This is a genomic window from Alteromonas sp. MmMcT2-2, from assembly GCF_022348305.1.
GTDB classification, from domain to species: domain Bacteria; phylum Pseudomonadota; class Gammaproteobacteria; order Enterobacterales; family Alteromonadaceae; genus Alteromonas; species Alteromonas macleodii.
In genome coordinates, this window is record NZ_JAKRFA010000007.1 from 94,802 (window position 1) to 120,875 (window position 26,074).

Annotated in this window: 24 protein-coding genes; 6 read left to right on the plus strand and 18 right to left on the minus strand. The window is 45.1% G+C overall.

The features are described from left to right. The 18 genes from metA to MHM99_RS06470 all read right to left on the minus strand — a co-directional run bounded on the left by metA (position 1) and on the right by MHM99_RS06470 (position 19,543). The gene (metA, locus tag MHM99_RS06385; RefSeq protein ID WP_039224879.1) at positions 1–939 is read right to left on the minus strand and encodes a homoserine O-succinyltransferase; all 939 of its coding nucleotides are present in this window, start codon (positions 937–939) and stop codon (positions 1–3) included. 112 nt (positions 940–1,051) lie between these two features. Beyond that, positions 1,052–1,486, minus strand: coding sequence for a DUF2802 domain-containing protein (locus MHM99_RS06390; protein WP_014948655.1), 435 nt, complete (start codon positions 1,484–1,486; stop codon positions 1,052–1,054). A gap of 59 nt (positions 1,487–1,545) precedes the next feature. Continuing rightward, positions 1,546–2,037 (minus strand): chemotaxis protein CheW, encoded by a 492-nt coding sequence (locus MHM99_RS06395; RefSeq protein WP_014948654.1) that lies wholly within the window; start codon positions 2,035–2,037, stop codon positions 1,546–1,548. A 17-nt stretch (positions 2,038–2,054) separates the two neighbouring features. Next, on the minus strand, positions 2,055–2,861 hold the full coding sequence (locus MHM99_RS06400; RefSeq protein WP_014948653.1) for a chemotaxis protein CheW: 807 nt from the start codon (positions 2,859–2,861) through the stop codon (positions 2,055–2,057). 7 nt (positions 2,862–2,868) lie between these two features. After that, positions 2,869–3,633, minus strand: coding sequence for a ParA family protein (locus tag MHM99_RS06405; RefSeq protein WP_014948652.1), 765 nt, complete (start codon positions 3,631–3,633; stop codon positions 2,869–2,871). Between the two features lie 28 nt (positions 3,634–3,661). Then, positions 3,662–4,792 carry a chemotaxis response regulator protein-glutamate methylesterase gene (locus MHM99_RS06410; protein ID WP_014948651.1) on the minus strand — a complete coding sequence of 377 codons (1,131 nt, stop codon included), beginning with the start codon at positions 4,790–4,792 and terminating at the stop codon, positions 3,662–3,664. Positions 4,793–4,820: 28 nt separating this feature from the next. Further along, on the minus strand, positions 4,821–7,055 hold the full coding sequence (locus tag MHM99_RS06415; RefSeq protein ID WP_239218572.1) for a chemotaxis protein CheA: 2,235 nt from the start codon (positions 7,053–7,055) through the stop codon (positions 4,821–4,823). A gap of 12 nt (positions 7,056–7,067) precedes the next feature. After that, entirely contained in the window at positions 7,068–7,823 is a 756-nt protein-coding gene (locus MHM99_RS06420; protein ID WP_014948650.1) for a protein phosphatase CheZ, read from the minus strand. Positions 7,824–7,857: 34 nt separating this feature from the next. After that, positions 7,858–8,241, minus strand: coding sequence for a chemotaxis response regulator CheY (gene cheY, locus MHM99_RS06425; protein ID WP_012517682.1), 384 nt, complete (start codon positions 8,239–8,241; stop codon positions 7,858–7,860). Between the two features lie 36 nt (positions 8,242–8,277). Further along, positions 8,278–9,009, minus strand: coding sequence for an RNA polymerase sigma factor FliA (locus MHM99_RS06430; protein WP_239218574.1), 732 nt, complete (start codon positions 9,007–9,009; stop codon positions 8,278–8,280). Continuing rightward, positions 9,006–9,872, minus strand: a complete 867-nt coding sequence (locus tag MHM99_RS06435; protein WP_014948648.1) for a MinD/ParA family protein — start codon at positions 9,870–9,872, stop codon at positions 9,006–9,008. Before MHM99_RS06435 ends, MHM99_RS06430 begins: the two co-directional genes overlap by 4 nt. Positions 9,873–9,877: 5 nt before the next feature. Beyond that, on the minus strand, positions 9,878–11,287 hold the full coding sequence (gene flhF, locus MHM99_RS06440) for a flagellar biosynthesis protein FlhF (protein ID WP_239218576.1): 1,410 nt from the start codon (positions 11,285–11,287) through the stop codon (positions 9,878–9,880). 29 nt (positions 11,288–11,316) lie between these two features. Next, positions 11,317–13,416 carry a flagellar biosynthesis protein FlhA gene (gene flhA / locus MHM99_RS06445; protein ID WP_039224872.1) on the minus strand — a complete coding sequence of 700 codons (2,100 nt, stop codon included), beginning with the start codon at positions 13,414–13,416 and terminating at the stop codon, positions 11,317–11,319. A 220-nt stretch (positions 13,417–13,636) separates the two neighbouring features. Then, complete coding sequence (locus MHM99_RS06450; RefSeq protein WP_239218578.1) at positions 13,637–14,455, minus strand: alpha/beta hydrolase; 819 nt, start codon at positions 14,453–14,455, stop codon at positions 13,637–13,639. A gap of 3 nt (positions 14,456–14,458) precedes the next feature. Beyond that, on the minus strand, positions 14,459–15,055 hold the full coding sequence (locus MHM99_RS06455; protein ID WP_239218580.1) for a VOC family protein: 597 nt from the start codon (positions 15,053–15,055) through the stop codon (positions 14,459–14,461). Positions 15,056–15,103: 48 nt separating this feature from the next. Continuing rightward, on the minus strand, positions 15,104–17,344 hold the full coding sequence (locus tag MHM99_RS06460) for a TonB-dependent receptor (RefSeq protein WP_239218582.1): 2,241 nt from the start codon (positions 17,342–17,344) through the stop codon (positions 15,104–15,106). A gap of 206 nt (positions 17,345–17,550) precedes the next feature. Continuing rightward, complete coding sequence (locus MHM99_RS06465) at positions 17,551–18,348, minus strand: IclR family transcriptional regulator C-terminal domain-containing protein (RefSeq protein ID WP_239218584.1); 798 nt, start codon at positions 18,346–18,348, stop codon at positions 17,551–17,553. 73 nt (positions 18,349–18,421) lie between these two features. Further along, positions 18,422–19,543, minus strand: coding sequence for a CoA transferase (locus MHM99_RS06470; protein WP_239218586.1), 1,122 nt, complete (start codon positions 19,541–19,543; stop codon positions 18,422–18,424). Between the two features lie 143 nt (positions 19,544–19,686). On the opposite strand from MHM99_RS06470, the gene MHM99_RS06475 reads away from it, so the two are divergent. From MHM99_RS06475 to MHM99_RS06500, 6 genes are all read left to right on the plus strand, one after another. Next, on the plus strand, positions 19,687–20,487 hold the full coding sequence (locus MHM99_RS06475; RefSeq protein ID WP_239218614.1) for a citryl-CoA lyase: 801 nt from the start codon (positions 19,687–19,689) through the stop codon (positions 20,485–20,487). Between the two features lie 3 nt (positions 20,488–20,490). After that, positions 20,491–21,099 carry an NAD(P)H:quinone oxidoreductase gene (wrbA, locus tag MHM99_RS06480; protein WP_239218616.1) on the plus strand — a complete coding sequence of 203 codons (609 nt, stop codon included), beginning with the start codon at positions 20,491–20,493 and terminating at the stop codon, positions 21,097–21,099. A 70-nt stretch (positions 21,100–21,169) separates the two neighbouring features. After that, a complete protein-coding gene (leuC, locus tag MHM99_RS06485) occupies positions 21,170–22,552 on the plus strand; it encodes a 3-isopropylmalate dehydratase large subunit (RefSeq protein ID WP_239218618.1) in 1,383 nt (460 codons plus the stop codon). Next, a complete protein-coding gene (gene leuD / locus MHM99_RS06490) occupies positions 22,549–23,154 on the plus strand; it encodes a 3-isopropylmalate dehydratase small subunit (protein WP_239218620.1) in 606 nt (201 codons plus the stop codon). The genes leuC and leuD overlap by 4 nt, the downstream gene beginning before the upstream one ends. A gap of 276 nt (positions 23,155–23,430) precedes the next feature. Then, complete coding sequence (locus MHM99_RS06495; RefSeq protein WP_239218622.1) at positions 23,431–25,038, plus strand: L,D-transpeptidase family protein; 1,608 nt, start codon at positions 23,431–23,433, stop codon at positions 25,036–25,038. After that, positions 25,031–26,005, plus strand: coding sequence for a D-Ala-D-Ala carboxypeptidase family metallohydrolase (locus tag MHM99_RS06500; RefSeq protein WP_239218624.1), 975 nt, complete (start codon positions 25,031–25,033; stop codon positions 26,003–26,005). Before MHM99_RS06495 ends, MHM99_RS06500 begins: the two co-directional genes overlap by 8 nt. Positions 26,006–26,074: the final 69 nt, after the last annotated feature.

The window sequence follows — 26,074 nt, forward strand, 5'->3', positions numbered from 1 at the left end:
CTACCTCTTTGGCTGTGACTTTTCAGCAAGCTGACTTAAATCGTAAGGCGTGGTCTGATAGACATAATAATTCAGCCAGTTTGTAAACAATAGGCTACCGTGTGAGCGCCACTGTACAATAGGAGACTTGGCTGGATCATCCCCTTCAAAATAGTTTTTTGGAATTACTGGCGTTTGTCCCGCGGCAATATCTCGAAAATACTCATCTTTAAGTGTATCTGGATCGTATTCCGGGTGACCCGTTACAAATACCATGCGCTTATCTTCTGACGCCACAATATAAGCGCCTACATCGTCAGACTCTGCAACAACACTAAGTCCATCGACGCTGTTATACAACGAGGTGTTAATATGCCCATAACGGGAATGTGGTGCGTAAAAAGAAGGATCAAAGCCCCTTAATAGCTCATTATTCGGGTCATTCACTTTGTGTTTAAAGACACCTGAAAACTTTTCGTCTCTAAGCTCTCGTGTAATGCCGTAAAAGTGATACATGGCGGCGTGGGCAGCCCAACACAAGTAAAGGGTTGAGTTCACGTGACGCTGCGCCCACTCCAATATGGTGGTCATGGTTTCCCAGTACTTTACTTCCTCGTAATCGATAAGCGCGAGAGGCGCACCGGTGACAATGAGGCCATCGTATTTCTTATTCGCTACCGCTGAAAAGTCGTGATAGAAAGCATCCATGTGCGATTGGGGGGTATTCTTCGGCGCTTGATTATCAATTCGAATTAAATCCACGTTTATTTGCAGTGGCGTGTTCGATAATAGACGAAGTAACTGTACCTCTGTTTCTATCTTGTTCGGCATTAAATTAAGAATACCGACTTCAAGAGGACGAATATCCTGATTGGCAGCCCTGTCCATGTCCATGGTAAAAATATTTTCACCTAGTAGTACATTCTGCGCGGGTAACTGCTCAGGAATACGAATTGGCATAGAGGGCTCCAGTGATAAATTACAATATCTGTATTGTGTCTATAACTGGCGATATGTCAACATCTTTACGTCTAGACGTCTAAACGTTATTTTTCTCTGGTGCTCAAAAATACTAATTATTTTGTTTATGCACCATTACCAACATCTCAGCTTCGGCACGAGGAATGTCGCAGGCTTCAATAATTTCATCAATGCTAGCGCCTTGCTTGACTAAGTCCGCCGCACGCTGATATAGGCGTAGGGAAGGATCTTGAAGCTTGAGTTCTCGAAGCTGGTTTTCAATATCAGTTTGCTTTTCGTCTAACTCTTGAAGGTGTCGAGTGATCACCAAGGTGCGTGCTTGCGCCTCAGTTTGTTGATTATTTGCATTTTTAGCAAGGGCTTCAGTGCGGGCAATAGCCTCTGCGTTAGCATGTTCGCTTTCGCTTAATGCAGAACGCAACTGCTTAATGTGTGAATACAGCACACCCATCGCGGCGATGAGTATAACTACAAGAATACACAGTATGAGTTCTAATAAGGTAGGTGCAGCAAGCTGCCAATCCATGGACATAACCCTTGGGGAAATGTAGGCAATATTATAATCAATACCGCCTATTCATTTATTTAGATGTTGCTAAGCTCATCCCACTCTTCGTCGCTTAACAATTTATTAAGATCTACAAGAATAAGCAGTTCGCCGTCGCGATTACTTACACCTTGGATAAACTTAGCACTCTCTTCAGTACCTACGTTAGGGGCACTGTCAATCTCTGAAGATTTCAAGTAAACCACCTCAGCGACACTATCCACCAGAATACCAACCACCTGCTCGTCAGACTCAATAATAACGATACGGGTATTGTCAGTAATTTCTGTTGGCGGTAATCCGAAACGAGCACGTGTATCAATAACCGTTACTACGTTACCACGCAGATTGATAATACCAAGTACATAGTCAGGTGCACCGGGTACAGGGGCTATTTCGGTATAACGCAAGACCTCTTGAACTTGCATCACGTTGATACCGTAAGTTTCTTCACCTAAGCGATACGTTACCCATTGAAGGACTTCGTCGTTGCTGTCGGTGGCGTTATTATTTATTCTTTCGTCGCTCATGAACCTGGCTCCCAATACTATGGCGTCTGGTCGTTACTGCCTAAGCCTTTGTTAAGCATAGATATTAATTCTTCAACGTCAATTAACGCGCACATTTTTTCTTTAACCATCCCTGCTAACCAGGGACGCTTACCTGTGGACTCGCGCCATTTAACATCATCGGTAGTCAAATTGACCGTATTGACTAGCTTTTCACTAGCCAGACCCCACGCACTTTCCCCTAACATTATAAGATATCGGTAGTTAAGCGATTGTGCGAGGTTTTCGTCATATTTTTCTGGCATTACCCATTTTGCAGAGTCAACAACACTTAGTTTAGACTCTCTGTGCAACATTACACCCATAAACCAATCAGGTTTTCCAAATAAAGGGCCAATCTTCTCAATTTGGTGGATCCCACCTAGCGACGTCAAAGGCACCGCAAGTGTTAACCCTGCAACCTCAAAGAATAGCGCCTGAAAGCGAAAACCGAGAGTATCCTTTAGTGGAACTTTTGTTTTTTCAGCGCGGTTTAACGCAGCTTCTTGTTCATTTTCTACTAAAGTTTCTGCGTGAGACTGTTGCTGTTCATCTTCAATTGTCTCTGCTTTTTGCGTTTCAATTAACGATGTAACCTTTTCCGCTATCGCTTCTTGTTCATTCGATTGCGGCTCACTTTCATTGGCGGTAGAAGCAAGCGCCGTTTCAGCCATCTGCTGAGAAGCCTGCTCGAGCAATTTTGCCGTGCGCGCAGTCACATCTTCCGGTGCTTCTGGCTCTTTGAGGAGGCTATCAAGGTATGCCTCCATCACTTCTTCACGGGCAAAAGGCGATTGCTTGCTCATGTTCTCGTTATTTCTCCAATACCGCTAATAGTTTCTCGTACGCAGACACACCACGTGTTTTGGGGTACGCTGCGGAAATGGGAAGCTGTACTAAACTTGCATCCCTGAAGTGCGTGTCGACGGGAATAACCCCTTCCCACACGCGCTCACCATAGTCATTCATTAAGCGCTTTCGCGATGCAAGCGCCGCGTTAGTGCGCTTATCAAACATAGTTGGAATAATCACAGTATCAAAGGATTTGTCCAACGAACGTCCCATGATTTCCATGGTACGAATCATTCTGTCAAGCCCTTTAAGCGCCAGATATTCTGTTTGGGTAGGCACGATAACCTTGTCACACGCTGCAAGAGCGTTAACCATCAGCACCCCAAGCACTGGAGGGCAATCGATGATAGCAACATCGAATTCTCCTGCTATTTTTGCCAACGCTTTTTTTAGGACTAAGCCCATACCTTGTTCGCTACCCATCGTTCTATCTAAGGTCGCGAGCGCCATTGTTGCAGGAAGCACATATAAGTTGTCTAACTTTGTCGGGCACAGACAATCCATAACATTATCGGCCGTAATGTCATTAGACTTAATAAAAATATCGTAAACTGAATGACTTGACGCTTCTGCATCGATACCGAAGTAATAACTCAGCGATGCATGTGGATCAGTATCAATCATGAGCACTCGCTTGCCTTGCTGTGCAAGCAAGCCGCCAAGGCTCACCGTAGTGGTAGTCTTTCCTACACCACCTTTCTGATTCGCTACTGTCCACACTTTCATATTTGCTGTTCCATTACTGTTCAAACTGCTATCGCATTTCGGTTTGAACGCAACTGCTCATATCATCAATGTTTATATTTTTACTGGATATATTGGCAACGGCTACGGCTTGAGGCATACCGTACACAACACAGGAATCTTGGTCTTGAGCCCAAATCGTTGCGCCTTTTTCCTTGAGCATTCGGCATCCTTCTCTGCCGTCAGCTCCCATACCCGTTAATATAATTCCTAATACATCCCCACCATAAGCTTTAGCCAGAGAACTGAAAGTGAGATCAACACTGGGCTTATAATTCACCTTGTCACTCGCACTTGCATCAACAATGGCAATGCGTTTATTCGCACCTATGGTTTCTAGCAACATTTGCTTCCCACCGGGAGCAAGATACGCATGACCTGGCTTTAGAATGTCGCCGTGCTCGGCTTCTTTTACTCTAATCTTACAGTTTGTGTCTAAACGCTGTGCAAATGCCGTAGTAAATGTTCCAGGCATGTGTTGTACAAGCAAAATGGGGTATGGAAACTCTGCAGGTAAAGGAGACAGCACTTTTTGAAGCGCCACAGGCCCGCCTGTAGAAGCCCCAATTGCCAAACACTTGTAGTGCTTTCCCGTCGCTCTTACAGACGAAACGGTTGGTTGTTTGGCTGCGTCTTTATGCCCTGATAGCAACCCTGATGTTTTAAAAAACGCCTGCTTTGGCGCATTATCAGGAAGCTTTCTTGCCTCTGTAGAGCGAAACGACGGACGCTTAAGACCAATACCACGACGCGCTATTAAGCGTACTTTTGTACACAACAAGCGCGATGCGTCTTTTCTGTCCTGCGCGATATCTTCAAATTTCTTCGGTAAGAAATCGAGCGCGCCCGCTTCTAACGCATCTAATGTCGCTTGCGCACCATGATGCGTAAGCGAAGAAAACATAAGAATAGGTGTAGGCCGTTTGTCCATTATGGCCTTTACAGCTGAAATGCCGTCCATGACAGGCATTTCAACATCCATCGTTATCACATCCGGCTTAAGCGCTTCTGCTTTTTCAAGTGCATCGCGCCCATTTCTCGCTTCCCCAACAACTTCAAGTTCCCTATCGCCATCGAGTATTTCTTTTACTCGACGACGATAAAAAGTCGAGTCGTCCACGACAAGGACTTTAAAGACCATGGATTATTATTCCTGTTAATTCATCGCCTTACTTGATGGGTTTACGCGCATACCGTTTAAGCAGGCTCGGAATATCTAAAATTAGTGCAATTCCACCGTCTGATGTAATCGTGGCTCCCGCCATACCAGGCGTGCCTTGCAATAATGCATCAAGAGGTTTAATAACCACTTCTTCTTGGCCTATTAGCGCGTCTACTACGAATCCTACTTGTTGTGTACCAATTTGCACTACAACAACGTGTCCCTTTTCTCTATCGATGTTTTTGGGACCTCGAATCAACCATTCACCAAGGAAGAACAACGGAATTGCTTTTGAACGAACTATCATTGTTAGCTGGCCATCGACCGTGTTGGTCTTTTTGATGTCCATATTTATTATTTCGTTCACCGCACCTAATGGTAACGCAAAGGTTTGTTTTCCTACAACAATCATTAGCGTCGGAAGAATGGCTAGCGTTAGCGGAACTTTGATATCCAGTCGCGTGCCTTTTCCTAGCTGTGAATCTATGTTCACGGTGCCGTTAAGTTGGTTAATTTTGGTCTTAACCACGTCCATGCCCACACCGCGACCAGAAATATCACTAATTTCTGTTTTGGTTGAGAACCCTGGCGCGAATATCAAGTTAAACGCTTCAACATCCGACATCCGTGCAGCTGCGTCTGCGTCTAGTACACCGCGACTAATAGCAATTTCTTTAAGCTTTTCAGGATCCATTCCTTTACCATCATCTTCGATGGTTAGAAGAATATGATCGCCTTCTTGAGATGCCGATAGCTGAACTGTACCCATACGCGGTTTACCCGCTGCAGCACGATCATCAGGCATTTCAATACCATGGTCGACGGAGTTTCTCACCAAATGCACAAGTGGATCGGCCAGTGCTTCAACCAGGTTTTTATCTAAATCAGTTTCCTCACCCACAAGCTCAAGGGTTATTTCTTTCTTCAAGCTTCTAGCGAGGTCTCGAACAACGCGAGGGAAACGACCAAACACCTTCTTGATAGGTTGCATGCGGGTTTTCATTACCGCACCTTGCAAGTCGCCCGTTACCACATCTAAGTTGGCAATGGCTTTGGACATGCTTTCGTCGTTACTGTTGATACCCAAGCTTATTAGCCTGTTTCTCACTAGTACGAGTTCACCCACCATGTTCATAATTTGGTCAAGGCGCTTGGTATCTACACGTACTGTAGTCTCAGCAGGAGGCGCAGCTGGTGCCGCCTTCTTCTCATCTTTTTTAGGCGCTGCTTTTGGTGCAGCAGGTGCGCTTGCTTTAGCTGGCGCTGCGGCGCTAGGAGCAGGCGTCGATTTTGGCGCAGCTGGCGCTGCTTGTTTCGCTTTTTGAACCGCTTCTGTTGCTGCCTTATCTACAGGAGGCTCTGGCGCCTTTGAAACGGCTCCCTGCTTGGTAGGCCCTTGCCCTGAGCCATGTAGTTGGTCAAGCAGTGCTTCAAATTCGTCATCGGTGATTTCTTCATCACCAGCTGCACTCGGCGTAACTGGTGCTGGAGCTGGTGTATTTGCCTTTGGCGCAGCTTCTTCACCACCAAACTTGCCTTTGCCATGTAAATCATCGAGCAGCGCTTCAAATTCTTCGTCGGTGATATCGTCGTTATCACTAGCGGCAGCAGGTGCAGCAGCCTTTGCAGGTTCGCTTTTAGCCGCTGAGGACTGTCCTGGTGCCCCAGAGCCATGAAGCTCATCAAGCAGCGCTTCAAACTCATCTTCAGTGATTTCGTCAATACCGCCGCTATCACCAGAACTTGGGGCCTGTGCAGTAGGCTCTTCAACAACTAATTCTGGCTCTTCAATCGCGGGCTCAGGTTCTGACGCCGGCGCGCTTTGTTCACCAAAAATATTCTCATCTGGAGATTCCGGGCGACTTAGTTTGTGTAATAAGTCTACTAGGTGTGCATCTGCTGGCTCTAATGGATCCCGAGCTTTCACTCGTTCAAACATTTCAACCACCACATCTGTGGCTTGCAGAATAATATCCATCAGTTCAGGGGTTAGTGTTCGTTGACCGTTACGCATTACGTCAAAGACGTTTTCCGCACCGTGACAAATTTCTACTAACTCGGTAAGAGACAGGAACCCTGCTCCCCCTTTAACTGTGTGATAACCACGGAAAATTGCATTTAGCAAATCCGCATCTTCAGGATTGTTCTCAAGATCAACGAGCTGTTCTTGTAATTGTTCAAGTATCTCTCCAGCCTCAACTAGAAAGTCCTGTAATATATCCTCGTCAACATCAAACGACATGCGCCCGCTCCCCTAAAAACCTAAGCTAGACAGAAGATCATCTACATCATCTTGGCCTGACACGACGTCGTCGCGCTTATCGGCATCAATGATAGGGCCTTCTGCCTCTACACCATCAACCTTATCGGCCTTAACGCTAGATGGTTTAGTTTGTTCTGCACCGTCGCGTTCACCAAACATGGTAAGCATGTTAACTAAGCTGTCTTCCACTTCTTTAACCAAGTCGATAACGCGGCGAATAACCTGACCAGTTAAGTCTTGATAACCTTGAGCCATCAATACTTCTGTAAGTAACTGTGTAAGTTTAGCTGACTGTGCCGAACCTTCTTCCAACAATTCGTCTAAGTCTGCGCATAAAGCCTTGAATTCACCCAACTCTATTTGGCGATTCATCAGCTTCTTCCACTCAGGCATAACCTTTTCGATGCGCGCCGACAGCATTTCAGCTATAGGCATGCTCGCTTCAACGGCATCCATAGTAGTATTAGCAGCTTTTTCAGTTTCTTCAATTACGTAGGTTAGGCGGGATTGTGCATCGGGAATATCATCGGTCGCGAGATTTTTAATGCGGTCGTCTATTTGGAAATTATTCAGCGCGTCATGGAGCTGACGCGTCAGTTTCCCTACTTCAGCAAATAACTCAACGTTTTCTTTCATTGAGGCCGCTTCTAGTAGGGCATTGGCTGAAGCGTTGTCACCCTCTTCAAGGTAGGTGACAAGCTGTTTTGCTTCTTCCAACGAAATTGGAACGTTTACATTCGTTGACATCCAGTAAACCTCATTTCTCTGGTGAGCGTCTGGATCAACCTAAACGTTCGAATATTTTATCTAATTTTTCTTTAAGTGTTGCTGCAGTGAACGGCTTAACAACGTAGCCATTAACACCTGCTTGCGCGGCGGCAACAATTTGCTCTTTCTTCGCTTCAGCAGTAACCATAAGTACTGGTAGGTGCTTGAGCTTGTCATCGGCTCTAATCGCGCGAAGCAAGTCAATACCCTGCATTCCAGGCATGTTCCAATCGGTAACTACGAAATCGAAATCACCTTGCTGCAACATAGGCAATGCAGTACTTCCGTCATCCGCTTCCTGGATGTTGGAAAAACCCAAATCTTTAAGTAGGTTTTTGATGATACGTCTCATGGTAGAAAAATCATCGACCACGAGAATTTTCATGCTTTTGTCCAAAATAGCCTCCAGTGAGGGGTTAATTGTTATTAATTTCTATTCTTCGTCAGCTTGCCACGACTTCATTCGTGATTTGAGTTTTAACATGGCCTGACTGTGAATTTGACTGACTCTCGATTCACTTACATCAAGAACCTCACCAATTTCTCTTAGGTTCAGCTCTTCATCATAATACAGCGAAAGTACAATCGCTTCTCTTTCAGGTAATGTCGTAATTGCATGGGCAAGCGCTTTTTGGAAAGCGCCTTGCATCAAATCTTCCAGTGGTGCGTCGCTACCTCGATTTTGCTCTGTCGAAATAACATCTTCTGACACACCTAAATCTTCAATACCTACCAGCTTTCCGGCATTTACTTCATTAAGCATTTGGTGATAGTCCTGCAAGCTTACATTAAGCTTATCAGCAATATCAGAATCTCTAGCATCTCGGCCTGTTTCGCTTTCTACTTGCGAAATTGCTTCAGTGATCGCTCGGCCATTTCGGTGGACTGAACGCGGTGTCCAATCCCCTTTGCGAATTTCATCTAGCATAGCACCGCGAATGCGAATACCGGCAAACGTTTCAAAGCTGGCTCCTTTTGAACCATCAAAGTTTCGCGCGGCTTCTAATAATCCAATCATGCCTGATTGAATTAAATCGTTTACAAGAACACTAGCAGGCAATCGCGCTATCAAGTGATGCGCTATACGCTTAACCAATGGCGCATGTCTTTCGACTAACTGCGCTTTATCGGTTTGTTGTTGATACGCGGCTGCCTTGCTGTTCAACGCTGACTTCCTACGGCTTTTTCTGCGACTAATTGTTCAATGAAAAACTCTAAATGGCCACCTGGCTGCGCTGGAATAGGCCATGTTAAGGCTTTACTTGCCAACTGTGTTATTGCAACGGCTGCCGGTGAACCTGGGTAAGCATCGACAATGGCTGTTTGTTTACGCACTGCTTTACGAATGTTCTCGTCAAACGGTACAGTCGCCACTAATTCTAGTGCAACATCTAAAAAACGCCCTGTCACTTTGCTTAATTTACTAAATAGCTCTTGGCCTTCTCGCACGTCGCGCACCATATTAGCCACAACTTTGAAGCGGAAAACACCGTGCTCTCTATTCAGAATTTTTATCAATGCATACGCATCTGTCAATGAAGTAGGCTCGTCACACACAACGACCATGATGTCTTGTGAGGCTTTTGAAAAGCTCAACACCATGTCTGAAATACCTGCCGCTGTATCAACGATAAGTACGTCAATTTGCGAGCGTAGCTCACTAAATGCACGAATTAGGCCCGCGTGTTGCGTTGGCGACAATTCTGCCATCGACTGCGTACCTGATGTGGCAGGGGCAATCTTTATTCCGTGCGGACCGGTCACTAATACTTCATCAAGTGTACATTCGCCGGAAAGCACGTGGGATAAGTTTTTCTCAACACGCAAACCTAACATAACGTCTACGTTAGCAAGACCGAGGTCCGCATCGAGAACCATTACACGTTTACCTTGCTTCGCCATGGCGATAGCGGTGTTCAATGTAATGTTTGTTTTACCTACGCCACCTTTGCCACCGGTGACGGCGATTACTTTGATTAACCGTGATTGCTTCATTTTTCTTAAGCTACTCGCTTGGTCGTCAATCATACTGCCTATGCTGTTTTAATTGCGTTGTTACCACTAGTATGATTCAAACCGTACTTTTTATAAAGCTTTGCAGCAGCGGAAACCAAAGATTTCGCTTCTGCAATCTTAATGTCTTCAGGTACTTTTTGACCATCGGTGACATAACTAACCGGTAATTGGTATTCAACCGCTGCACTAAGCACCTCTCCTAAAGAGTAGCACTCATCTAACTTCGTGAAAATACAGCCACTTAGTTCAATATCATCATACGCTTGAATGATTCTCTGCAAAGCAGGATATTGCGTATTTGCTTGCGCTACCAAATATTTCTTAACATTTGGCATTTGTCCGTTATCAAACTGCTTAATTTGTTTAATTAATCGACTGTCTCTTTGACTAAATCCAGCCGTATCAATCAATACTAGTCGCTTATGACGAAGTTGGAATAATAAATCCGCAAGTTCTTCACTAGTCTGCGCTTTTCTCACCGTGCAGCCAATAATCTTTCCGTATGTTGCTAGCTGCTCATAGGCGGCAATTCTATACGTATCGATGGTGATCATCGCAACCGACTCTGCACCGTATTTCTGCGCATAGCGGGCAGCAAGTTTCGCAACGGTAGTTGTTTTACCGGTACCTGTTGGTCCTACTAATGCAACAGCACCTTGTGCGCTAAGTATATCGTTTCCTGTCACATTTATGCGATTAGCCAATAGGTTAAGAAGATATACCCATGCATCTCGTTCGTTGTAATGTGACGGCGTATAGCTAATAAGCTGTTTCGCTAACGCGTTGCTTAACCCCATATCGGTTAAACGGGTGATTAGATATTGATGAACAGGTTTTTGACGTTTGTTCTTAGCTTCCATCAAGTCGGCCACTTGATATTGCAATACATCGCGAAGAGACGCTAGCTCCTCCTTGATTTGCGCAAGCTCCGCTGACTGCGTCACAGGGGTATCATCCATACTAGACGCTTGATGCTCTGGGAAAGCGTTCTGACGAACTGGTTCATGAGAAGACTGCTGGGCTTCTACGTCGTCAATAAAGGCTTCTGAGAAGTCTAAGTGCGAAGCAATTTCATTGGCGTGCTTAGCATTTGCTGTCATTGGTTGGTTAGGTTGCGTTGGACTCGCTACGCCATTATTTCCACCGTGCTGCTTTTCTAGCAGTGCTTTAAGGCTATCAGGACCGTCGTCACCAATGATTTCGCTCAAGCTAGGCACTGCCTTTTGACCAGGTGTTTTTGCAGCGGCTTGTGGGGACGCTTTCGGCGTAAACAGCTTCGCTTCAGGTTCTTTGTCGTAGGCTGCGACAAGCTCAATACCGTCAGCGACTTTGCGATTTGACATGATCACAGCGTCACTGCCCAATTCAGCTTTAACTTGGCTTAACGCCTCACGCATATCTTTGCCGAAGAAACGTCTAATTTTCATTGCAACCTCTCCAATCACCCAGTGTCAGATTATTGACCGACCGAACTGACTATTTTTATTTGTTTGTCGTCAGGCACTTCTTGGTAAGACAGAACATGAAGCCCAACAACCGAATATTTTAAGAAGCGAGACAGAACGGGTCGTAGCATGCCTGAGGTAAGGAGTACTGCAGGCTCTCCTTCTAACTCTTGCTGCTGACTGGCTTGCTGCAATGATTTTTGCAGCTTGTCTGCCAGACCTGGTTCTATGCCAGCGCCATCTTCGCCACCTGCTTGAAGTGACTGGTGCAACATCTGTTCCAACTCTGGCGCCAAGGTTATGACAGGTATCTCTTTTGCACCTTGAGTAATTTCTTGGACAATTAAACGTTTAAGGGCAATACGCACCGCAGACACTAAAACATCGGGGTCTTGGCTGCGCGTGCCGTACTCACTGAGTGTTTGCACGATTGTACGCATATCGCGAATAGGCACGCCTTCAAACAATAAGGTTTGCAGTACTTTCACGACGGTGCTTAGCGGAAGAATGTCTGGTACTAATCCTTCAACCAGTTTCGGATGCTGCTTGGCAAGCATATCAAGAAGTTGTTGGGCTTCCTCGTGCCCTAATAATTGATATGCATTGTTAGAGAGTAATTGGCTTAAATGGGTCGCTACAACGGTCGCAGCGTCTACTACTGTGTACCCAAGGGTTTGGGCATGCTCCCGTTTGTTGGGCTTGATCCATACTGCGTCTAAGCCGAACGCGGGGTCTTTGGTGGCACGCCCTTCTAATTTACCGAACACTTGCCCTGGATTAATAGCAAGTTCTTCATCGTGACTGATGATGGAATCCCCAATCGTTACGCCTAGCATAGCGATGGTGTAAGTGTTGGGCTCTAAATCCAAGTTATCGCGAATGTGGACAGGCGGAATAAGGAAACCCAGCTCTTGCGATAGTTTCTTACGTACGCCTTTAATGCGCGTCAACAACTCGCCACCTTGGGATTTATCGACAAGAGGAATTAAGCGATAGCCCACTTCCAATCCGATGGTATCTACCTGCTGAACATCATCCCAGCCAAGCTCTTTCACTTCAGGCGCAACCGATTCATCTTTAACCACATTGTCTGGCACTTTGGGCTCTGCGGCCTTTCTCTTTTCTTGGACCGACTGCCAGTAAGCAAAGCCTGCAATCAAGAATGAGAACCCTAAGAATGCGATATGAGGCATCCCAGGAATGATCCCCATCACAAATAGAACGCCCGAGGCTATATACAGGGCTTGATTATTACCGAGCTGACCGCGGATTTCTTTGCCCATTTCCTGGGTCTCGTTTTCACGAGTAACGATAATGGCTGTAGCGACCGAAAGTAACAATGAAGGAATTTGCGCCACCAAACCATCACCGATGGTCAATATGGTGTAGATTTCTATCGCGTTACCGAATGAAAGCCCGTGCTGAATCATGCCAATAAAAAGACCACCGACAATATTAATCAGCATGATGAAAAGGCCTGCGACCGCATCACCCTTTACAAATTTTGACGCACCGTCCATCGACCCATAAAAATCCGCTTCTGCGGTAATCTCTTCACGGCGTTTACGTGCTTGATCTTGATCTATATACCCTGCATTTAAATCAGCATCGATGGCCATTTGCTTACCGGGCATAGCATCTAACGTAAAGCGAGCGCTTACTTCTGAAATACGTCCTGCGCCTGCGGTTACAACTTTGAAGTTGATAATAAGAAGAATGGCGAAAACAACAATACCTACGGCGTAGTTACCACCAATCACGACCTCACCGAAGGCTTCGATAACTTTACCTGCTGCATCGCCGCCTTCATGTCCGTAAAGTAAAACAACGCGAGTAGAAGCCACGTTAAGCGCTAGTCTCAAAACGGTAGCGATAAGTAACACCAAGGGGAAAATGCCGAAATCTACTGGGCGCTGGGTAAGTACAGCCACCAAGATAATGACTAGCGACAACGCAATATTAAAGCTAAACAGCACGTCCAGTAAGAATGGCGGCATAGGCAATATAACCATGCCCATAATTGCCAAAAGGACGATGGGTGCGCCTAAACCACTAGTGAAATTTTGCAGCTGATTTTTATCGAATCGCTGAAGATAACCGGATAACTGCATGGCTTGGTGTCTCTCTATCAGAAAATTGACGCTTTACGTGAAACTGAAGGAGAGTTTTCAACTAACGTGCCAGCTTTGTGTATGAGTGCAAAACTTATTGCTACTTGTATATACAGTGGAAGCTAGTTCGGTAGTTATGTTGATTTACAGCAACCTAGTCCTCACGAATTTAAGCAAAAAGAATTGGTTGAGAGAATCAGAACCCTATCGTTTCACGCTATCAAGTCACTAAAGTGCTGACGAAAGCGTAAAGAGACTTATTATATTCTTGATAGCGCTGTACAAAAGGCAAATGACCTGCGCGCTTCAAAATCGAAAGCGAAGTATGCGGAATGTGATTGTTGAGCAAATAAGCTAGCTTAACAAGTGAATACCTATCATCTTCTCCATGAGTAAGCAAAACGGGTACATCTAAATTTTTAAGAATGTCGTCGTAGTCCATATCCCTCTGACGCATGGCATCGCGAACATACATAGGGCAATGTTTTAAATCTTCATTAAGGTGCTTGATTAAATCGAGGTCGGTTACGCCCACTGCTAAATCGTGTACAAATTGCTCTTCAGCTTTACTAACACGCATAGGGTCTTCACTGAACATATCGCCTAACACTGTGTACCCTGGTCCTTTTACGTCATTCGTAGCAAGGGTACCGGCAGCGATAAAATTAATCCCCAGCAGATGGGAAGTGCCATAATATCTTAGATAGTCATTTACCATCCGCCCGCCATATGACCAAGCAACTAAGACGCATTGAGTAAGGTTAAAGTGCGTTAACACCGAATCAAGGTCATCTGCCCAATAACGGCCCTCTCGGTAGGCGTCGGAACTGTCTGGCTTAGAGGACAAGCCATGCCCTCTCATATCTAACGCAATTAGATGAAACTGTTCGTCAAGTAATTCATCATTAAACTGGTACTTCCAAACATGGTGTGACGAGCAAGCGCCATGCAAAAAAACAATAGCGGGGCGCCCTACTCGATTATTGTGAACGACGTGTAGTAACGAGTTGTCACTACTAACACAAGAAACTGTATCCATTATTTACGACGCATCTGGATATGCTTCACCTCGTACTCTCATCCACTCTTCCATGTCAGCCTTGGCATCTCGAGCTTTGTCATGAAAATAACGCTCTGTATCGTCTACGTTGTGGGTAAACTCCACACAAAGACCGTTAGGATCATAAAAGTAGATAGAGTTACAATATTCATGGTCGATATTCATGTATTCCACGCCATGCTCATCTAATCGTTTACGGTAATCATTAAGCGTATCTTCATCATCAATCTCCAATGCGATGTGATGCGTCCATACGTCAGTATTTTCGAAACCGCAGTTAAGGTCTTTGTATTTCTGCGGGAAATCAAAGAACGCCAGCCAGCTTCCGTCACTTAATTCAAAATAGAGGTGGGCATAAGGCGTTTCTTTACCTGTGATAGGATCTTTCGGTTCAATGATTGCACAAACTAGCGGGATATTGAGTACATCTTCATAAAACTTCCGCGTTTCTTCCGCGTTATTACACTTAAAAGCATGGTGATGTAAGCTGTGTACCGAGGTGTTGCCGCGACGCTTGCGCTGTAGCGCTCGGAGCTTTTGAATTGGTACATCTGACTTATTCCAGTGAGCTAATGACATTGTGATACTCCCATTCGTTTCTCAGATATTAAGCTATTAACAATAGTTTTACATTTCAAATTTGTAGTTATAGGTCAGCCCGAACACGCGGGGACGTGCTCGATAGACGAATCCACCTGGCGACCATTCGGCGTTATACTGTTTGTCTAGAAGGTTTTTCGCCCAGAGCGATAGAGACCAATTTTCGGTGTCATAGGTAAGACGGGCATCTACAAGGCTTACAGGCTCACGAGTGGTGGTTTCGTAAATATCAAAATTCGTTTCACCTAGGCGTTGGTAGTCAATTCGATAAATAAGACTAGTGAGCCCATCACTAAGATCTTGGCGATATTCAGCACCAAGATTAATGGTGGTTTTGGATACCGCCGGCGTCTGGTTACCTATAGCCTGTGGGTCTCCATACTCAGTAATTTCGCTGTCAACATACCCAAAGCCAGCTACGACTCTAAGACCAGGCAATGGCGTTGCAGTAATATCGAATTCGAACCCATTTAATTCAGCTTCATCAATGGTTCCAATATTCTGCGTAGAGTTTTCTTGAAGAAATACGAAGAAAGGCGTGTTTTCACTAGTAGTTGAATACACCGCGAACCCACCGCGAATGTTGTTATCTGCTAATGTAAACTTACCTCCCAGTTCCCATGTCGAAGCGGTTTCAGCTTCGTAAAATTCTTTGATACCGAAAATGCCAGCGGCACCTGCGACAGCATCTGAACCAGTTTGGTTAAATCCGCCAGAACGAAAACCCACGCTGTAGCCACCATACATGGTAAATGCGTCGACAGGTTTATATGTTAGTGTCACTTTAGGCTGCCATTCGCTGAATGTTTTTTCACGCACCTCCCCTTCTGTCCCGACAGGGAAGCCTGGCACATTAGGAATGAATGCTTGCGGAGTTTGAGTTACGTTCTCTCGCTCGTCCCTGTCATAGCGTAGCGAAGCGTCTAACACCCAATCGTCACTCATTTCATAAGACATATTGGCGAAAACTGCCCAAGCAAAGTTATTGCGTAAGTCAGACAGGAAATTGAGCTGAGGATTACTTGGATCGGTGCTTATCCAGTCGAGTGGAGACGCAAACCCTAAACCGAAATCTGCCCTGGCACCGTTTTGTTGAAGCTGTTCAGTATCGACGAAGTAGACTCCATAGATATACTTAAATCGCTCGCTATCTGGAGATGTGTACCTAATTTCTTGGCTCCAGTTTTTTGACCCAAAGTTTGATATTTGACTTTGGTCATACACAGCATCTTCTGGCAGTCCAAAACCAAGCAGCAAGTTATACAGAAATGATTCTTCTACAGGCAAAAAGTCGTATGCATCTCCCGCTATTAATTCTTTGCTGCGGTCATAAGCTGTAATTGAAGTCCATGTTCCCCCTTCCTCGTCGGTATAGGTCATTTTAATTGACCCACCGTAAAGGTCTCTGTCATTGATTCCAGGGTTGTTGGTGCGAGGGGAAAGCACTTCATTGACATCAAAGGTGATTCGGTAATTAAATGGCTGCGTTTCCAGAGCGCTGTAATATCCCCTAAAATCCACTTCGAAATTTTCACTGGCATACCAAAGGGCTTTACCTCTGAAAGAGATATCTTTGAGCGGGTCTGAATTCTCACCTAGGTAAGTGTTCTCTATGTAACCATCTGTATCGTAATAAGAGCCCGAGATGCGATAGGCCCAATTCTCTCCCATTGGACCGCTTAACCCAGCTTGAACTCGATATCCGGGCCCGTTATCCACACCCAATCGCACTTTACCCTGAGTATATTCAGTAGGATCTTTAGTATTAATTACGATAGCGCCTCCAATGGCGTTTCTACCATACAGACCGCCTTGAGGCCCTTTAAGCACTTCAATCTGTTGAATGTCAAAAAGCTCTTGCTGAAACTGCCCAGCGTCTGTTTGCTGCACTCCATCCACGATTACCGCAACGGAAGGTTGTGTATCACGGTTTTGTGATATGCCTCGGATAGTAATAAATGCCATCCCGGCGTTTTGCGTTTCTATTAGCGTTACATTGGGGGTTAAGCCTATAAAATCAGCGGGGCGGTCGATTCCAGAGCGTTCAATGTCTAGCTCAGTGAAGGCCGTCATCGAAACTGGTGCGTCTTGTAGTTTGGTCGTTCTTCTCGTTCCTTGAACCATGATGACTTCAACGTCTTTGTCATCTTGTAACTCGTTTTCTCCTGAACCTTCCTGTGCATATACAGGTGTAGAGCTCAACGCCCCAACAACCACTGAACTCAGAATAGATTTTTTGAATAGATCTTTACTTGCTAACTCAGGCATGACGTTTTCTCCACCCGCTACTTGGTCCCAGTCTACAGAGAGGAAAAACCTCACAGTGACTTAACGTTTTATTTACATTAATGTCTTCGACTATCGAAATCAAGTTCGATTATCGAATTTTTTAATATTTTTTTGGTTTTGTTTTGCGCAGAAACGAAAAAAGCACGCCGTAGCGTGCTTTCGAAGAAATTATTTGGAAGGGTGTATTACAATCTGAGCAGCGAGTGAAGTAGTACAGGCCACTTATTGAGAGATTGTTGAATTTGCTGTGACGCTTGCTTTAACAAAGGAAGGCGAGTTCGAACTAATTCATCCTGCGCAATGCGCGAGGCAGCTGTAGAACAGTTGATGGCAGCAAGAACACTACCGTCATCGTCATATACAGGTACAGCAATAGAAACGAGGCCGTAGTCTAATTCACTTAAAACCGAACAATATCCCTTGCTTCTAATATCAACAAGTTGCTTTTTGAGCGTTTCGGGTGAGGTTACTGTTAAGTCCGTGAAACGCTTTAGTTCAGCGTGCTCTAAATAATCAGCTAACTTATCTTCAGGCAGATGAGCAAGCATGACCTTACCCATTGAGGTAGCGTGAGCAGGAAAGCGCGTCCCGACTCCTGCATTTAAACGGATATGGCGGTTCGTCGGGATATGGGCAAGATACAAAATATCCTCACCAGACAGCACAGAGATAGACGAACTGTCGCCAGTTTCATCCCTAACGCTCTGTAGGTGCTCACCAATAACAGAGTCAATGCTCGCAGACGCCAGAAATGCGGATCCAAAAACCAGCACTTCTGGTGTTAGAAGAAACTTTTTGCCAGCACGGGTTACGTAACCCAGAGCCACCAGGGTATTCAAGCACCTGCGAGCCACTGCTGGACTTAAATTAGTTGCAGCAGCAACCTCGCTCAGCTGCATTTCCGGCCGGGACTTATTAAACGAACGCAGGACCGTTAATCCTCGTTCTAGTGTAGTAAGATACTCAGGATCTTTATCTTTCAAAGTTTTACGCTACTTATAACCATTATTTCTTCGACTATATCAAAGTTAAAGGGTGATAAAAATACTACACAGGTTAATTAAAACCCTGTCCATTATGTTGCCCAAGAACGGGCGGAGGGGTAACGTCCTCGCTAATTTCACCATTAAATCGAATGGCTGGACGAACCGTAGTAAATGTTCCCTTCGATGGGTGCTCAGCCTGCACCTTTAATTTCATGTGTTTCGCCTGAGGGGTCTCAAGGGCTTCCGCCGAATTCATGACCAGAGAATGTGGAACCTCAATCTCAGTAAAACGTTGACACCAGTAAGATGCGGGTTGCTGCATAAAAATGGGTTTTAAAAAGTCCAACACCTTATCGTAGTTTTCTATCCTTGCTTCACGGCTATTAAATTCAGGCATTTCTAGCATATCAGGCTTGCCCACTGCTTCAGAAAGCCCGGTCCAGAACTTAGCAGGCGAAGACATATGTAAGGCAATCCAACGTCTGTCTTTACACTCGAAAACATAAGATTGAGAAACGTTCGGCCGGCTTTCGGGCCCCATAATCAGGTCGCTTGAATAGAAGTGCGTAAAATCATCCAAATTGAAATGGGTCATAGCTTCTAGCATTGACACTTCGACTAGGCATCCTTCGTTCGACTCATGGCGTTTAAATAAAGCTGCAAGAACCCCTTGAGAAGCATAAAACCCTGTAATCGCATCAGCAATGGCGGGGCCGACAACACGTGGATTAGCTGGATTTAACAAAAGCCTAAGAAACCCGGTGGCGGCTTGCGCAACGGTATCAAATGCAGGCTTCAATGCGTCAGGGCCGTCTGGACCAAAACCTGAAATTGAGCAGTATATAAGCTTGGGGTTTAACGCTTTTAAACGCGCGAAATCTACATTCAGTTTATCCGCTACGCCTGGACGAAAGTTTTCAATAAAAACGTCAGCCTCTTTTATCAATGCATCAAACTTCGCCAAATCGCTGCTGTCGCGAGTATCGAGCTCAATGCTTCGCTTATTGCGGTTATACGTTTGAAAATGTGGGCTGTATAGCTCGCCTTTGAACGCTCTAAAAGGGTCACCAGACTCTGGACGCTCTACTTTTATTACGTCAGCGCCCATGTCCGCGAGAAACATTCCCGCGGCCGGTCCAGTGATAAAGGTTCCCATTTCTACAACCTTCACATTTGATAGCATTTTTGACATAACCGGATCCTCAATTATAAACAGCGCGTAGATAAACTTGAAAATGCATCTTTACACTTCACTATTCATACTATATTCTTCGATATACGAAATCAAGTTCGATATGCGAAATTAACCGATTTGTTTTTCAGAGGAGAACATACATGAGAATTGGTAAACAGGATAATTTTACTTCGGCTATTTGTACGTCTACCGCTGAAAACATTACGGTCAGGGGCTATGATTTGTGTGATGACATTATCGGCAAAGTAGATTTTACATCTTATTTCTGGCTTTTAGTTTGCGGTCATATGCCAACCGAAAAGCAAAAGTTCTTTGCTAATGTCGTACTGACGTCAATCGCCGAACATGGGCTTGTACCAAGCGTGGTGGCAGCTCGAGCAACGCTTGCTGCTGCACCAGAAGCTTTTCAAGGAGCAGTTGCTGCTGGCCTCAATGGGTGCGGCTCCGTTGTGCTAGGTAGTGCAGAGGTCGCCGGGCACTTTTTGCATCGTATTGTTGAAAGAGCTCAAGACTCCTCTATGGAGTCAGCAGTAAAAGAAGTGCTCAACGAGTACAAATCGCAAGGAAAACGACTGCCTGGCTTTGGCCACCCTCTCCACTCTGAAGGCGACCCGCGCGCCAACCTGATAATGAAGCTCGCAAAAGAAAAAGAAGTTGAAAATCATTATTTCGAAGCACTTTACACTGTGCAGAAGTTAATGCCTGACATTATAGGGAAATCGCTACCGATTAACGTTAATGGCGCCATTCCCGCTGTAATGCTGGACGTAGGCTTTCCTCTTAGCGCATTGAAGGGAATTTCCTTATTGGCGCGAACAGGTAGCTTGGTTGCACATTTACAAGAAGAAACCACAACGCCGATAGGCTTTATCTTAACTGGAAAGGCAGTAGAAGATGTGAAGTACGTTGGACCTACTACTCGCGAGACAAAAGAGGATTAAACCATGAAAACACTTGTTCTTTATTATTCTACCTATGGCCATATAGAAACGTTAGCAACGGCGATTGCTGAGGGCGTAAAGCAAGTAGAAGGTGCGGAAGTTGTGATTAAACGAGTACCAGAGTTAATGCCTAAAGAGGTGGCAAAGCAAGCTGGTGCCAAGCTTGACCAAGACGCTCCTATCGCCACTGTTGATGAGCTACCAGAATACGACGCTATCATCATTGGTACGCCAACACGTTACGGTAGAATGGCTTCCCAAATGGCCAATTTTTTGGATCAGACAGGCGGGTTATGGTTTCAGAACGCGCTTGTAGGAAAGGTGGGAAGCGTTTTTACATCCACAGCAAGCCAGCATGGAGGTCAAGAAACAACATTAGTGTCGACCATTGTAAACTTAATGCATCTAGGCATGACAATAGTAGGCACACCTTACACTGAAAAGCGTCTAACTAATATTGATGAAGTAATGGGGGGAACACCATACGGCTCATCAACCATTGCTGGTGGCGATGGCAGTCGCCAGCCTAGTGATGACGAAATCGAGATAGCCAAAAGCCAGGGTCGCCACGTTGCTCAGGTAGCAATGGCAATCAAAAAAGGCACCGCCTAAATCGTAAGCCCTAAAACGCACCCAAGTACTTGGGTGCATACTCATATCTCTTTCAGAAGTCGTCAAAACCATGACTGATACACCTGCCAAAACACTATACGAAAAAATTTTTGATGCTCATTGTGTAGCCAATGACGGTGAGGAAAGCCTGCTTTATATCGACTTACATTTGATTCATGAAGTGACCTCTCCCCAAGCTTTTAGTGGATTAGCGGAGAAAGCGCGCCGAGTTCGCAGACCTGAACTTACGTTAGCCACTATGGATCACGCTATCCCCACCACATCGTTGAGCCTTGATGACTGCAGTTCTGAAAGTAAGCGTCAACTAGAAGCCCTGACTGCTAACTGTAATGACTACGATATCCCCCTCTTCCCCATGGGAGATGAAAAACAAGGTATTGTTCATGTCATCGCTCCAGAACAAGGTCGGATTATGCCAGGTATGACGGTTGTTTGTGGCGATTCTCATACCTCAACGCACGGCGCTTTTGGCGCCCTCGCTTTCGGTATTGGTACATCACAAGTTGAGCATGTATTGGCGACACAAACTCTGCGTGTGACTCGTGCCAAAACAATGTCTATTACTTTGACAGGAGCACTCGCTGTTGGCGTTACTGCAAAAGACATCGCTCTTTACGTTATAGGAAAATTAGGAGCAAGGGGAGGAACAGGCTTCGTAATAGAGTATCGCGGAGAGTGTATCTCTTCACTTTCCATGGAATCTCGAATGACGCTGTGTAATATGTCAATCGAGGCCGGTGCCAAAAGCGCACTTATCGCGCCTGACGAAACTACATATCACTATCTAAAACCATTAATGGATTCGTTTAAATTAGAACAGAATATGTCTCAACGATGGCAGACACTGTTCACCGACGATAATGCGAAGTTCGATAAGTCCTTAACGCTGGATGTCAGTAAACTGAGCCCACAGGTAACGTGGGGAACATCACCAGACCAAGTTATATCCGTGAACGACACTATACCGACCGCTTGTACGACGTCATCTGAACGTGCGCTTCACTATATGAATCTAAATGAAGGCGATGCCATCGATGGTTTAGCTGTCGATGTGGTCTTCATAGGTTCATGCACTAACAGCCGCATTGAAGATTTAAGGCATGCCGCTTCAATCGCCAAGTTGGGAAAAGTCAGCCCTAGTGTTCGTGCCATAGTGGTACCCGGTTCAGTAGCCGTCAAAACACAAGCTGAAAAAGAGGGGCTGGACAAAATTTTTATAGATTCTGGCTTTGAGTGGCGTCATCCCGGATGTTCTATGTGCTTAGGCATGAACAGTGACCAACTTTTGCCAGGACAACGATGTGCATCTACAAGTAACCGTAATTTTGAAGGTAGGCAAGGCGCAGGCGGTAGAACTCATCTTATGAGCCCATTAATGGCCGCAGCGGCAGCGTTATCGGGTCGAATTGTCGATGTCAGGACATGGCTATGATAAATAACACAAATCCCTTCCTGTTCACCTCTCGGGTCTACCCGCTTGATCAGGCAAATGTAGACACAGACCAAATCATCCCCAAACAGTTTATGGCGGGAATAAGTAAAAAAGGGCTCGGAAGCAACTTATTTTTCAACTGGCGTTATCACAACGGAGATTATGATAGCCCTAATGTTGATTTTGTAATTAATGACAAAGCCCGACAAGGAAGCCATATTTTAATAGCACGGGAAAACTTTGGTTGTGGCTCTAGCCGAGAACATGCCCAATGGTCTCTTACTGACTTTGGAATACGCTGTATCATTGCCACGACCTTTGCAGATATCTTCTATCAAAACTGCATTTACAATCAGATTCTCCCTATCACGTTGGACGAAGATAAAGTTCAAGAACTGTTTGAGCTTAGCCGTTCACCCAAGTTCGAATTAACCATTAATCTTATTGAGTGCTGTATAGCGGCGCACGGAAGCAGCTTTTACAGTAACTTCAACATTGATCCAGCTAACCGCCATATACTATTAAATAATCTAGACAGTATTTCCCTCACAGAAGCATTTGAAAACGACATACTTCATTTTGAAATGTCTAATTTCAAGTAATCCAAATAAACAAAGTCGAGTGTACGGGTAATATCGAATTTGCTTTTACAACATTATTTTGTATCCGTCCCATAGTATCGCAGGCTATTATTAGTGCGGCGGTTTGAGTAAATGCATTAACCTTCGCATAAGGAGTAGTGTGTCGATATTAAGCAATGCTGAAAGAATTTATATACACAATAAAGTCCCAACATCGACGGCCAAAAACTCACTCTCTTTGAAACGCAAACGCTTACTTATCACGCACTTTATAGTTTAAATAAGGATATTATTTATATGATGTTATCTCAGTGGGTTTATTCTAAGGCAATGTGGTTTTGCCTTGTTGTGTTATTAACGCTAAGTCACACTGCAAACGCATCTAAACAGCCTAATTTACGACAGCGAGTCGAAAATTTATTGGTTGATGCCGTTGATAAATATAGCCCCAGTAACAGTAACCCATCGCGTGTGAACAATAGAGTCTTGGTAAGCGAGGTCTACACTCAAAACGACTACCAGCTTATTTGGTTTGGCACTAGCGAAGCAGAAACCCGCCTACAAGAGCTACTGCATGAAATTGCCGACTCCGAATTACACGGCTTCTCTCCTGAGTATTACCACGCGTCAATGCTCGAAAGTCGAGACGCAAATACTGCCCTGTTAGATGTACTGGCAACAGACGCCTTTATCAGTCAGACCCTGCATCGATTAAACGGGCTTGTCAGTCCCGCCAATGCCGATGCTCATTGGTTTCTTCAGCAAAGGGAAGCAGACCCTGTAGCTTCACTTAATCACGCATTAACAAACGGTGTTTCTGCAACATTGCAGGCCATGTGGCCTACTCACCACGAATACCAGCTATTGCTGGATAAAAAACGAAGCCTACTGTCAGCTGTATCTACAGTTACCACACAAATTCCAGCTGGCCCAACACTTAAGCTGAACTCAACGAGCGAACGAGTTGTGTTGCTAAAGTCTCGCCTTTTAGGGCCGGGAACCTATTCAGAGTTATTCGATAAAGATTTACTGGACGCGGTTAAGCAGTTTCAAATGTCGGCGGGCTTAGAGCCAGATGGTATTGTGGGAAGTTCCACTTTAGAAGCATTAAATGCCACCACGTTTTCTTGGTTAGAAAGAATCGATGCAAACTTAGAACGTTGGCGCTGGCTTCCCCACCAAAGCTGGTCGACGTATCTGCGTGTTAATATTGCTTCATTTCAGTTAAGAGGATTTTCTGACGGCGAACAAACACTGGATATGCCAGTGATTGTAGGTACACCGATAAGACAAACACCCGTTTTCACTGAATCTATGAAATACATGGTTTTTAATCCTTATTGGACCGTACCTTTTAGTATTGCCACCAAAGACAAACTTGCAAAATTAAAAACCGATCCCTCCGTATTAGTAAAACAAGGCTATGAAGCTCAGCCCGCGGGTGTCAGTGGTTTCAAACCTGTCGATGAATTCGATTGGCAGAACGTAACGAGAGGTACATTCCATTACACGCTAAGACAGAAACCGGGCCCATATAATGCCCTAGGTAAAGTAAAATTTATGCTGCCCAATAAGCATGCAATCTATTTACACGACACCCCTGATCATAGCCTTTTTTCAAAGCAGGAAAGAAACTTTAGTTCAGGCTGTATTAGAGTATCTAACCCCCTGGCGCTAACTCAGTGGGTGCTTAATCACTCAGGCCAAGCTGAGGCGATAGCGCAAGCCGAGCAATTGCTTCAAAGTGAAGAGACTAGCACGCTGTATTTAAAGAAACCTATTCCTGTACTTATTGTATATTTCACTGCGTTTGCGAATGGAGAAGGGACCATTGTTTTTCGCCGTGATGCATACAACCGCGACAGCTACATTATTGAAAAATTGAAGGAGTATAAGAGTGCGTAAGTCTTTATTAATGATGGTTGCTCTTCTGTCTTTAGCGCACACTAGTAACGTATTTTCGTTTGAAAATACAATGCTCAATTCGAAGCTAAATATTAATGGAAATACGGTTCCCTACCCAATATTCTCCATTTTTGTTATGCCAAACAAGGCTTTCACTGTTGAGTTTGTTGATAAAACTCACACTGGAAGTTTTCAATTTCACCACGCAAATGGTGAAGCACTGAATACGAGTTCGAATCTACCCGCTGCCAGCGGGAGCGTGGGAAAGGCGCCTATTCTTGCACCAAAGAAATCAGGGCACTATGTGCTTAAGACCACCAACAAGCAAACCGGTGAGGTAGCCACACTTAACGTGTTTGTTATGACCCCTTTGAATACGGTAGACAGAGCAGGTAAGTTAAACGGCTATACGATTGGCAAGTACCCTGAAAAGCCTTTAAAAAATAACCCCATTTATTTACCCCCTCAAGGGCTTGTAGAAGTATTACCAGAACAAACGGACGTAAGATTGTCTCCCAATTTTACCCTCGGGCAATTTCTGTCTAAGCAACAACAAGGGTTTCCAAAATATGTGCATTTGCGCGCAGGACTGTTGTTGAAACTGGAGAAAATTCTGCACACTTTAAATGACGAAGGGCATGCGGTTGAAGGGCTAACCATTATGAGCGGATATCGCCCCCCGTTTTACAACAAGGCCATTGGTAACGTTCAGTACAGCCGGCACGTATGGGGGGGCGCGGCAGATTTCTATATTGATCAGTCACCGAAGGACGGTGTAATGGATGACCTGAATAAAGACGGCGTAGTAAACCGTGAAGACGCGGTATGGCTTGCGAACTTTATATCAAACATGTCTAAACAAGGCGCTTTCGGCCCAAGAATCGGTGGGCTTGGTATTTACGGTGCTAATGCGGCGCACGGGCCTTTTGTTCATGTGGATGTGAGAGGAACCCTAGCGCGCTGGTAGAACTGTTGGTTCGGGGCAAATAGCTATGCCCCGCCTTCAAAGTCAATTTTTCACCCATTTAGCGGTTGG